This is a genomic window from uncultured Microbacterium sp. (assembly GCF_947489255.1).
Lineage (GTDB): Bacteria > Actinomycetota > Actinomycetes > Actinomycetales > Microbacteriaceae > Microbacterium > Microbacterium phycohabitans.
Genome location: NZ_CANLCY010000003.1, coordinates 280138 through 291240, shown reverse-complemented (window position 1 = coordinate 291240; position 11103 = coordinate 280138). Strand labels below are relative to the sequence as shown.

The following is an 11103-nucleotide window of genomic DNA, read 5'->3' as shown; positions in this document are numbered from 1 at the left end:
GGAGCCCGCGCATGTCGCACACCACCCCGTCCCTGCCCGCCGTCACGCACGTGCTCGCCGTCGACATCGGCGGGACGAAGGTGGATGCCGCCCTCGTCTCCCTCGCCGGCGAGGTCGAGCGGGCGAGCGTGACCCGGCGACCGACCGGGCGCAGTGCCGACCGCGACGAGATCGCCCGCAACATCCGCGAGGCCGCCGTCGCGGCGCTCGCCGCCGTCCCCGACGCCCGCGTCGGCGCGATCGGCGTGGGCAGCGCGGGCCCGGTCGACCTCCCCTCGCGCTCCGTCTCGCCGCTGAACCTGCCCCTCGCCGCCGGTCTCCCGATCGACGAGGTGCTCGGCGGCCTCATCGACGGTCCGATCCGCCTCGCGCTCGACGGCACGTGCATCGCGCTCGCCGAGCACTGGCGCGGCGCTCTCGTGGGCTGCGACGATGCGATGGCCATCGTGGTCTCGACCGGCGTGGGGGGCGGACTCATCCTCGGCGGAGCGCCCATCCCCGGGGCCAGCGGCAACGCGGGGCACCTGGGCCAGACGTTCGTGCGCACCATCGAGGGCGACGAGGTCGTGGCATCCACCCTCGAGGCGGTCGCGGCAGGCCCCGGGACGGTCGCCTGGGCGCAGTCCCAGGGTTGGGAGGGCGAGACGGGACTCGATCTGGCCGCCGCCCACGCGGCGGGGGACGCGATCGCGATCGCGGCCGTCAGCCGATCGGCCCTCGCCGTCGGGCAGGCGATCGCGGCGGCGGCGACGCTGTGCGACCTCGAGGCCGTCGCCATCGCGGGCGGCTTCTCGCAGGTGGCCCCCGACTACATCGACCAGGTGCGCGCGGCCGCCGAGACGGCGTCGCTGCACGCCTACGCGCGCCGGTGCCGCATCGTCGGCTCGGGGCTCGACGGCGACGGCCCCCTCCTGGGCGCGGCGGCGCTCGCACTGCAGTCCTGAGGCCGGGTCTACCCTGAGACCGAGGGACCGCGCCGCGGGCCGGCGAGTGAGGGCGGGGAACATGCGTACGGGTTCCAACCTGCCTGCCGTCGGCGAGTACAACCAGACCCTGGTGCTCGACCTCATCCGGCGCTCGCCGGAGGGGCTGAGTCGTGTCGAGCTCTCGGCGCGCACCGGTCTGAGCGCGCAGACGCTGAGCAACGTCACCCGCCGCCTCGCCGATGACGGGTTGATCATCGAGGCGGGCAAGGTCATCTCCGGCCCCGGCAAGCCGCGGACGCTGCTCAAGCTCGAGCCGCGCTCGCGGTTCGCCGTCGGTGTGCACCTCGACCCGGTCGTCGACACGATCGTCGTGGTCGACATGGCGGGCGAGGTGATCGCGCACGACGAGATCCCCGGGCTCCGCGAGGTCGCTCCCGGAGCCCTCGTGACGGCCGTGGCTGCGGCCGTCGACGCGATCGTCGACCGTGCGGACGTGCCGCGCGAGCTCGTGCTCGGGGTGGGCGTCGCCGCCCCCGGACCCTTCGACGCCCGCGGGGGACGCCTGCTCGACCCGCCGCTGCTGCCGCAGTGGCACAACGTGAACGTGCGCGAAGACCTGGGCGCGGCGACCGGGCTGCCCGTCATCGTCGAGAAGGACGTGACCGCCGCCATGGTCGGCGAGATGTGGTTCGACCGCTCCGACGTGCTCAGCGACGCGATGTTCCTGTACTACGGCGCCGGTGTCGGCATGGGGCTCGCGGTGGCGGGCGCCCCCGTGCGCGGGCGCACCGGCAACGCCGGGGGCATCGCCCACGTGGTGGTCGATCCGCAGGGCCCGCTGTGCGCGTGCGGGTCGCGCGGGTGCCTGGGTGTGTCGATCGAACCCCGCGTGCTGATCGCGGAGGCGGGATACGTCGGGGGAGATCCGCGATCCGACCTCGACCGCCTCGTGCGCGACGCGCGCGACCCGGGTCATCCGGCCGCCGGGGTCCTGCATCGCGCGGGGGAGCGCATCGCGCGTGCCCTGGTCATCACCAACAACCTGCTCGACGTCGACGAGGTCGTGCTGGGCGGACCGGTCTGGGAGCGCCTCGCCGGGGTACTCGCCGACGTCGTCGCCGAGCGGGTGGCCTCGGATCCCGCGTCGACGGCGACGCTGCCGATCATCGTGCGGCGGTCCGTGGTCGGTGTCGACGTCGCCGCCGTGGGGGCCGCGTGCCTCATGCTCGACGGGGCGTTCGCCGCGCGTCCGGCCCGCATGATGATCGCTCTCTGACCCCGCCGCTCGCGCCGAGCGTCGGGCGTGTCCCGATCGTTACCGACGGCGGGACTCTTCGACTTGCCGAGTTAGTCCATTTGATTTATAAAAGGTTCTGGCGACGCGGTGTCTCCACCCGAGCAAGGGAGCTTCCATGAAGAAACTGACGATGGCGACCGGTCTTCTGACCGCCACCGCCCTGACCGTGGCTCTGGCCGGCTGCTCCGGTGGCAGCGGCGACGCGGCGGACTCGAAGACGATCCGTGTGGCGTACCAGACCACGGCGACGTTCAACCAGATGCAGACGCTGATGGAGAACGCGAAGAAGCAGTGCGAGGCCGCCCACGAGGGCATGATGGTCGAGCTCGTCCCGATCCAGGCCGAGGGCGCCGACTACTACACGAAGCTCGCGCTGATGAACAAGTCGGCCAGCACCGCTCCCGACGTGCAGTACGAAGACACGTTCAAGATCCAGTCCGACGCCGCGGCCGGCTACCTCCTGCCGCTGGACGATTACCTCGCGAAGTGGGAGGACTGGTCCCAGTTCGCCGACGGCGCCAAGCAGGCCGGCCTCGGAGCCGACGGCAAGACCTACGGCGTCTCGCTCGGCACCGACACCCGCGGTCTCTGGTACAACAAGGCCCTCTTCGAGGCCGCCGGCATCCCCGTGCCGTGGCAGCCCAAGACCTGGGACGACGTGCTCTCGGCCGCCGAGAAGGTCAAGGCCTCCAACCCCGACGTCATCCCGATCAACGTCTACTCGGGCAAGACCGCCGGCGAAGCGGCATCCATGCAGGGTCTCGAGATGCTCATGTACGGCACCGAGGACACCCTCTACGACACCGACAGCAAGAAGTGGGTCGTCGGCAGCCAGGGCTTCAAGGACTCGCTGCAGTTCGTCAGCGACGTCTACCAGGGCGGTCTCGGACCGTCGCTGCAGCAGGCTCTCGACCCCAACATCTTCACCAGCGTGACCGCCGACTGGCTGCCCTCGAGCAAGCTGGCCATCGCTCTCGACGGCTCGTGGCAGTCGGCCGCGTGGGTCGACGGCGGCACCGCCGCGTGGCCCGAGTGGAGCGACGCCCTCGGCATCGCCGCCATGCCCACGCAGAACGGCCAGGCGCCCGGCACCACCAGCATGTCGGGTGGATGGACCCTCGCGATCGGCAAGAACACCAAGAACGCCGACGCCGCGTGGGACTTCCTCTCCACCGCCGTGAACAAGGACAACGCCACCGCCTACGGCATCGACAACAGCCAGATCGCCGTGCGCGCCGACGTGGCCGAGTCCAGCGAGTACCTCGACGCCAACCCGAGCTTCAAGACCTTCTCGAGCTTCGTCGACACCACCCACTTCCGCCCCGCGACCGAGGACTACGACAAGATCTCGAACCAGATCCAGGTCGCCATGGAAGCCGTCATGACCGGCCAGTCCAGCGTGGACGACGCGGCCGCCGCCTACGACCAGGCCGTCATCGGCATCGTGGGCGAAGACAACACCCAGCAGGGCTGATCGTGACCGCCCTGGCTTCCCCCGGGGCGACCGGAACCGGCCGGGGGTCGCGCGTGAAGACGCGCGGCCTCCGGTCGTCGGCCCGGGCGCTCCCCCTCCTGCCGGCGGCCCTGCTGCTGGCCGTCTTCCTTCTCGGCCCCATCCTGGTGTCGCTGTGGGGCTCGCTCACCAACGCGACGCTGTCGGGATCGACCGCCGTCGCCAGCGACTTCGTCGGCTTCGACAACTACATCCAGCTCTTCAAGGCCCCCGACTTCCCTGTCGCGGTCGTCAACACGATCGTCTTCGTGTTCTTCTCCGCCGTGATCGGCCAGAACGTCCTCGGTCTGGCCCTCGCCCTGATGATGCGCTCGGGCAACCGCGTGGTGACGGCCGTCGTCGGCACCATCGTCGTGACCGCGTGGGTCCTCCCCGAGATCGTCGCGGCGTTCGCCGCATACGCCTTCTTCCGCGACAACGGCACCCTCAACGCCGTGCTCGCCGTCTTCGGCGTCGAGCCCGTCAGCTGGTTGTTCACCCTGCCGGTGCTCATGGTCATCTTCGCGAACATCTGGCGCGGCACCGCGTTCTCGATGATGGTCTACTCCGCCGCGCTGTCCGACGTCCCTCCCGAGATCACCGAGGCGGCCGAGGTCGACGGCGCGAGCGGCTTCAAGCGCCTCATCCACGTCACCATCCCGATGATCCGCTCGACCATCGGCACGAACTCGATGATCGTCACCCTTCAGACCCTGTCGGTGTTCACGCTCATCTTCGTCATGACCGGTGGCGGCCCCGGCACCAAGAGCACGACGCTGCCGATCCTCGCCTACCAGCAGGGTCTGAAGTTCGGCGAGCTGGGCTACGGCACCGCGATCGCCACGATCATGCTCGTCATCGGCGCGGTCTTCTCCTTCTTCTACGTCCGCGCCCTGCGCGAGGAGGTCTCGTCATGAGCGCCACCACGACCCTCCCCGAGGTGACCGGCCGTACCCGGTCGGCCGCGCGGGTTTCGAAGAGCGCGAAAGCGTCGCTGTCGTCGCCGCGCACCCGGGCCCTCCGCGTGCTGAGCAACACGCTGCTCATCGTGATCGGCATCCTGTTCGTCGTCCCGCTCATATGGCTGGTCACGGCCTCGCTCGACGCGCAGCCGACGCTCGCGATCAAGATGCCCGAGGTAATCACCCTCGACAACTTCGCGGCGGTGATGAAGCCCGACCTGCTGTTCCTCCCGCTGTGGAACAGCGTGCTGCTGGCCGGCGGCACCGCGATCGCCACGGTCGTGCTCGCCTCGCTGGCGGCTTACCCGCTCTCGCGGTACAAGATGCGCGTCGGAAAGCCCTTCCTCTATGCGGTGCTCTTCGGCACGTGCCTGCCGATCACGGCGATCATGGTGCCGGTCTACAGCCTGTTCGTGCAGCTGAACCTCATCGACTCCGTCGGCGGCACCATCCTCTTCCTCACCGCGAGCGCGCTGCCGATCGCGATCTGGATGATGAAGAACTTCATGGACGGCGTGCCGGTCGAACTCGAGCACGCGGCCTGGATGGACGGCGCGGGATCGATGCGCACGCTCGTGCAGATCGTGCTCCCGCTCATGCGCCCCGGGATCGCCGTGGTGTTCATCTTCACGTTCATCCAGGCGTGGGGGAACTTCTTCGTCCCCTTCGTGTTGCTACTCAGCCCCGACTACCAGCCGGCCGCGGTCAGCATCTTCAACTTCTTCGGGTCGTTCGGAGCCGTGGCCTACGGCCAGCTCGCGGCCTACTCGATCGTCTACTCCCTTCCGGTCCTCGGCCTGTACGTCCTCGTGCAGCGCGGACTCGGCGGCACCTCGGCCCTGGCCGGCGCCGTCAAGGGCTGACCCGTCCCCCCAGACAAGGAACACACCCCATGCACGACCGCACAGCGCTCATCGAGATGCGCATCGAACGCTTCATCCGCGAGCGTCTCGCTCCCTCCGTCTACCGCCTGCGCCAGCCGCTCACCGTCTCCGCGTGGGTGGCGCCGGGCGAGCCCGTCACCTTCGCCGAGGCGCGGGATGCCGACTACCGCCCGTTCGCGATCGGCACGCCGTGGGGCCGGGCATGGGGGACCACGTGGTTCGCCGTCGCGGGGGAGATCCCCGCCGAGTGGCGCGACGACGCGGGTGCCCTCCCCGAGGGCACCGTCGCCGAGCTCGTCATCGACCTCGGCTTCACCGCCGGCCAGAGCGGCTTCCAGTGCGAGGCGCTGGTGTGGAACCGCGACGGAGCGCCCATCAAGGGCGTGTCGCCGTTCAACAACGCCAGCCCCGCCGCGGTCGACGCCGAGGGCCGGGTCGACGTGCTGGTCGAAGCGGCATCCAACCCCGACGTCGGCAGCCTCTTCACCTTCGAGCCGACGCCCGTGGGCGACCCCGCCACCGCGGGGGACGCTCCTCTCTATGTGCTGCGCGAGATGTCGATCGGCCTCCGCGACCTCGCGGTGTGGAACCTGCTGCAGGACTTCCGCCTCCTCCACGGCCTCATCGCCGAGCTCGACGCCACCTCCGCGCGCCGCGCGACCCTGGTGGAGGGGATGGATGCCGCGATCGACGCCGTCGATCCGCACGACGTCAGCGGCACGGCGCAGGCCGGTCGCGACGTGCTGGCCCCGCTGCTCGCGGCGCCCGCGGCATCCAGTGCCCACGTGCTGCACGCCGTCGGTCACGCGCACATCGACTCCGCGTGGCTGTGGCCGGTGCGCGAGACGGCGCGCAAGGTGTCGCGCACGTTCAGCAACGTGCTCTCGCTCATGGACGAGGATCCCGAGTTCGTCTTCGCGAGCTCGTCGGCGCAGCAGTTCGCCTGGATGAAGGAGCACTACCCGGCGCTCTGGGAGCGGCTCAAGGCGCGCGTCGCCGAGGGACGCTTCGTGCCCGTGGGCGGCATGTGGGTCGAGTCCGACACCAATATGGTCGGCGGCGAGGCCATGGCCCGGCAGTTCGTCGAGGGCAAGAGCTTCTTCCTCGAGGAGTTCGGCATCGACACCGAGGAGGTGTGGCTGCCCGACTCGTTCGGCTACAGCGGAGCCCTGCCGCAGATCATGAAGGCCGCCGGCGCCCGGTGGTTCCTCACGCAGAAGATCTCGTGGAACGAGACCAACCGCATCCCGCACCACACCTTCCGCTGGGAGGGCATCGACGGATCGCGCATCTTCACGCACTTCCCGCCGGTCGACAAGTACAACTCCGAGGTCACCGCGGCCGACCTCGCGCACGCCGAGCGCAACTTCGCCGACAAGGGACGCGCGCGCACCTCGCTCCTGCCGTACGGCTTCGGCGACGGCGGTGGGGGACCCACGCGCGAGATGACCGCGACGATCGCCCGGGCGCACTCGCTCGAGGGCGCGCCGATCGTCAAGCACTCGACCCCGCGCGAGTTCTTCGAGACGGCCGAGGCCGAGTACGCCGACCCGGCCGTGTGGGCGGGGGAGCTGTACCTCGAGTTCCACCGCGGCACGTACACGAGCCAGCTGCGCACCAAGCAGGGCAACCGCCGCAGCGAGCACCTGCTGCGCGAGGCCGAGCTGTGGGCCGCCACCGCCACCGTGCGCGCCGGCGCCGCCTACCCGGCCGACGCTCTCCAGCGCCTGTGGCGGCTCGTGCTGCTGCAGCAGTTCCACGACATCCTGCCCGGCACCTCGATCGCCTGGGTGCACCGGGATGCCGAGCGCAACTACGCCGCGATCCAGGCCGAGCTCGAGCAGATCATCGCCGACAGCCTCCGCGCCCTCGTCGGCGAGGGCGACCGCACGCTGCTCGTCAACGCCGCGCCCCACGCCCGTGCCGGCGCCCCGGCCCTGGGCATCGCGTCGGCGCCGGGTATGCGCGACGTCACCCCTCGCGCCGAGGGCGACGGCTTCGTCCTCGACAACGGCATCGTCCACGCCGTGATCGACGCCCGGGGTCTGCTCATCTCGCTCGTCGACGTGGTGACCGGCCGCGAGGTCGTGCCCGCGGGCCAGGTGGCAGGACTCTTCGAGGTGTTCCGCGACACGCCCACCCAGTGGGACGCGTGGGACATCGACGAGACCTACCGCCGCCACGCCACACGCCTCGACAGCGCCGACGTCGTGCGCGTCGACGGCGACGCGGTCGTCCTGGAGCGCTCGATCGGCGACTCCACGATCGTCACGCGCTTCGCGCTCGCCGCGGGCGCGCGGACCGTGCGTCTGTCGCTGGACGTCGACTGGCACGAGCAGCAGAAGCTGTTGAAGCTCGGCGTGCCGGTCGACGTGCACACCGACCGGGCGGCATCCGAGATCCAGTTCGGACACATCGTGCGCCCGACCCACACGAACACCTCGTGGGACTCGGCGCGCTTCGAGACCGCCGCGCACCGATGGGTGCGGGTCGCGGAGCCGGACTTCGGCGTCGCCGTGACCAACGACTCCACCTACGGGCACGACATCACCCGCCACGAGCGCGACGGCGGCGGCACCTTCTCGCTCGTGCGCCTGTCGATCATCCGCTCGGCGATGTTCCCCGACCCGGGGCAGGACCAGGGCGCGCACCACCTCGAGGTGGGCATCGTCGTGGGGGCGGACGTCCTCGACGCCGTCGCGGAGGGCTACCGCACGAACCTGCCCGCGCGGATGGTGACGGATGCCGCGGCGGAGACCGTGGCGCCCCTGGTGGCCATCGATGCTCCCGGTGTCGTGGTCGAGGCCGTGAAGCTCGCGCAGGACGGGTCGGGCGACGTGGTCGTCCGTCTCTACGAAGCCCTGGGGGAGCGCACGCAGGCGCGTCTCGAGGCCGGCTTCGACGTCACCCGCGTGAGCGAGACCGACCTGTTGGAGCGCGACGTGGATGCCGCCGCGATCACCGACACGCAGGGCACGATCGTGGATCTCGAGCTGCGGCCGTTCCAGCTCGTGACGGTGCGGTTGTCGCGCTGACCGTCCATCGACATGCGGCCGGGGTGCGATGCGCACCCCGGCCGCTTCGTCGTGCTCACGATCTCCGCGGGTGGGAGCGCCTCCGCGGGTCGGGTAGGCTGTACTCGGCTCTCCGCGTGGCGGTATCCCGGCCAACTCCCCCAGGACGGAAACGTAGCAAGGGTAACCAGGCTCTACCGGGTGCGCGGAGGGTCTTTTCTTTGCCCGGATGCCGGGCGGTCCCGAGACGGTGGGTCCTCTCGTGGGGTCCTCAGGTGCCGGATTCGCGGCGGAGGGGTCCGTTGCTCACGGAAGAGCCGCGCGGGAGTCCGGCTCCCACGCTCAGCGCCGACACCAGCAGCACGATGAGCACCAGGGTGATGCCTCCGACCGTTCCGGATCCCCACCCGAGGCCTCCGCGTCCCGGCTCCACGCCGAGCCAGTCCGCGATCGACGCCCCGAGCGGGCGCGTCACGACGTACGCGGCCCAGAACCCCACGACCGGCCCCGCGAGCCGGGCGGAGCGCAGGCCCAGGATGACCGCCATCACCGCTGCGAAGAAGAAGGCCCCGCCGAGGTAGCCGAGGTCGGCGGTCGAGGCGAGCAGGTCGCCGGCGGCGGTACCGGCTGCGAAGGTCGTGATCACGGCGGCCCAGTACAGCAGTTCACGTCGATCGGTCGTGACGTCGTGCACGTCGACCGAGCCCTCCGCGCGGTGCCAGACGACGAAGACCAGGGCCAGCGCCAGAAGGAACACCGGCGTCGATACCGCGTACGGGATGCCGAGGGCGACGTGGACGACGTCGGCGGCCATCGTGCCGAAGATCGCCACCATCGACACCGCCGCCCAGTACATCGCCGGGACGTAGCGGCGCAGGCGCAGTTGCGCGCCCAGCACGACGACGAAGACGAGCGCGGTCAGCAGTACGGTAGGCACGGGGTCGAATCGCGTCACGAGGAAATCGGACACCGCTTCACCCATCCCGGTCGTCAGCACCTTCACGACCCAGAACGACGCGGTGGGTTCGGGAACGCGCGAGCGCGACTGTCGGTTCATGCCCCGGTTTCCTCTGCCGCGCGGGCGGCGCGTCGCCGTCGCCGCACCGCCGCGATGACCACCGGCAGCACCGATACCGCGACGATCACGATGACCAGCACGTCGATGTTGTGGGCGACGAACGGGATGCCGCCCAGCAGCACGCCCACGAGCGTCATCGCGCACGACCATCCGACGGCGCCGACGGCGTTCCACACCAGGAAGCGGCGGTAGGGCATGTCGGCTGCGCCGGCGACGAGGGGGACGTAGGTGCGCACGATGGGGACGAAGCGGCCGACCACGAGCGACAGGCCGCCCCACCGGGCGAAGAAGGCCTCGGCCTCGGCGAGACGCGCGGTGGTCAGCAGCCGCGCGTCGTCGCGGAACAGGCGCCGCCCGAACCGGCGGCCGAGCCAGAAGCCCACCTGATCGCCCGCCAACGCGGCGAGCGAGGCGACGAGGGCCACCTGCCAGGCGGCGATGCCGAGGGGGTCGCTGAGGATCGCCGCCGTCACCAGCAATGAATCGCCGGGCAGGAAGGGGAACAGCACCCCCGACTCGATGAACACCAGCAGGGCGATACCGGCGAGCACGTAGGGGCCGAACGCCTGCAGCACGGATGCGGCATCGAAGGGGTTCAGGGCGGTCACGGGCGATCCTCCGATCGTCGGCGGAGTCCGCCGCGGCGTCGGGGGCGCGCGCCCCGACCGAGACGAGCCTAGAGAAGCCTCACCCAGACGGCGCCAAGAATCGACGGCGCGAGGGGGTGAGGTCTTCGGCGGGGGTCAGCGCCGGCGGGCGAACGGTCCGTCCAGCACCGCCCACTGCAGCAGCATGATGGTCTTGGCATCCTGGATCGATCCGTCGCGGATCATCGACAGGGCGTCGTCGATGTCGTATTCGAGGATCTCGATCTCCTCGTCCTCCTCCGCGAGGCCCCCGCGGTCGCCCTGGCGCCTGGATCCGTCGTAGGCGGCCGCGAAGAAGTGCAGGCGCTCCGTGACGGATCCCGGGCTCATGTAGACGTCGAAGACGTGCTCGACCTCGTCGACGCGGACACCGGTCTCCTCCTCCGCCTCGCGGCGGATCGCCGTCACCGGATCGTCGTCGTCGAGGAGCCCCGCCGCGGTCTCGATGAGCATGCCGTCGGGGTGATCGTTGACGTACACCGGGTAACGGAACTGGCGGGTGAGCAGGACGGTGCGACGGGCCGGGTCGTAGAGCAGGATCGTCGCGCCGTTGCCGCGGTCGTAGGTCTCGCGCGTCTGCGTGCTCCACAGGCCGTCGTCACCGCGGTAGCGGAACGTGGTCGCGCGCAGCACATGCCAGCCCGCGGCGAGCAGACGCACGTCGGCGACCTCCACGCGCGGGTTGCGGTCGAGGTCGAGACCCGTGAGGTGCAGGCCGGTGCGGCCACGGTGGTCGGGGACGGTCGTGCCGGGTCGTGCGGGCTCGGAGGTCACGAGGGTGAGCTTAGGCGTCGGTCGTCCTG

The 11103-nt window shown here is 70.7% G+C and carries 9 protein-coding genes and 1 other RNA gene; 7 read left to right on the top strand and 3 right to left on the bottom strand.

The annotated features are described in order from the left end of the window. Window positions 1-11 precede the first annotated feature (11 nt). The 7 genes from Q0818_RS08650 to ffs all read left to right on the top strand — a co-directional run bounded on the left by Q0818_RS08650 (window position 12) and on the right by ffs (window position 8796). Complete coding sequence (locus Q0818_RS08650) at window positions 12-944, top strand: ROK family protein (RefSeq protein WP_298873601.1); 933 nt, start codon at window positions 12-14, stop codon at window positions 942-944. A 13-nt stretch (window positions 945-957) separates the two neighbouring features. Further along, window positions 958-2202, top strand: coding sequence for an ROK family transcriptional regulator (locus tag Q0818_RS08645; RefSeq protein WP_298874227.1), 1245 nt, complete (start codon window positions 958-960; stop codon window positions 2200-2202). Between the two features lie 136 nt (window positions 2203-2338). Beyond that, window positions 2339-3697, top strand: coding sequence for an extracellular solute-binding protein (locus Q0818_RS08640; protein ID WP_298873598.1), 1359 nt, complete (start codon window positions 2339-2341; stop codon window positions 3695-3697). A gap of 2 nt (window positions 3698-3699) precedes the next feature. Further along, complete coding sequence (locus Q0818_RS08635) at window positions 3700-4632, top strand: carbohydrate ABC transporter permease (RefSeq protein WP_298873596.1); 933 nt, start codon at window positions 3700-3702, stop codon at window positions 4630-4632. After that, a complete protein-coding gene (locus Q0818_RS08630; protein WP_298873594.1) occupies window positions 4629-5540 on the top strand; it encodes a carbohydrate ABC transporter permease in 912 nt (303 codons plus the stop codon). The genes Q0818_RS08635 and Q0818_RS08630 overlap by 4 nt, the downstream gene beginning before the upstream one ends. A 29-nt stretch (window positions 5541-5569) precedes the next feature. After that, entirely contained in the window at window positions 5570-8596 is a 3027-nt protein-coding gene (locus Q0818_RS08625) for a glycoside hydrolase family 38 C-terminal domain-containing protein (protein WP_298873593.1), read from the top strand. A 103-nt stretch (window positions 8597-8699) separates the two neighbouring features. Continuing rightward, an RNA gene (gene ffs, locus Q0818_RS08620) (signal recognition particle sRNA small type) lies at window positions 8700-8796 on the top strand. Between the two features lie 50 nt (window positions 8797-8846). Here the strand turns inward: ffs and Q0818_RS08615 are convergent. The 3 genes from Q0818_RS08615 to Q0818_RS08605 form a co-directional block, all read right to left on the bottom strand. Then, a complete protein-coding gene (locus Q0818_RS08615; RefSeq protein WP_298873592.1) occupies window positions 8847-9632 on the bottom strand; it encodes a hypothetical protein in 786 nt (261 codons plus the stop codon). Beyond that, the gene (locus tag Q0818_RS08610; protein WP_298873591.1) at window positions 9629-10261 is read right to left on the bottom strand and encodes a DedA family protein; all 633 of its coding nucleotides are present in this window, start codon (window positions 10259-10261) and stop codon (window positions 9629-9631) included. Before Q0818_RS08610 ends, Q0818_RS08615 begins: the two co-directional genes overlap by 4 nt. A 135-nt stretch (window positions 10262-10396) precedes the next feature. Beyond that, window positions 10397-11074 carry an NUDIX domain-containing protein gene (locus Q0818_RS08605; protein ID WP_298873590.1) on the bottom strand — a complete coding sequence of 226 codons (678 nt, stop codon included), beginning with the start codon at window positions 11072-11074 and terminating at the stop codon, window positions 10397-10399. Window positions 11075-11103: the final 29 nt, after the last annotated feature.

What these genes read in the sequence shown, in the direction of transcription:
- Q0818_RS08630 (WP_298873594.1), top strand. Translation starts at nt 4,629, where the DNA reads ATGAGCGCCACCACGACCCTCCCCGAGGTGACCGGCCGTACCCGGTCG.
- Q0818_RS08615 (WP_298873592.1), bottom strand. Translation starts at nt 9,632, where the DNA reads ATGAACCGACAGTCGCGCTCGCGCGTTCCCGAACCCACCGCGTCGTTC.
- Q0818_RS08640 (WP_298873598.1), top strand. Translation starts at nt 2,339, where the DNA reads ATGAAGAAACTGACGATGGCGACCGGTCTTCTGACCGCCACCGCCCTG.
- Q0818_RS08650 (WP_298873601.1), top strand. Translation starts at nt 12, where the DNA reads ATGTCGCACACCACCCCGTCCCTGCCCGCCGTCACGCACGTGCTCGCC.
- Q0818_RS08625 (WP_298873593.1), top strand. Translation starts at nt 5,570, where the DNA reads ATGCACGACCGCACAGCGCTCATCGAGATGCGCATCGAACGCTTCATC.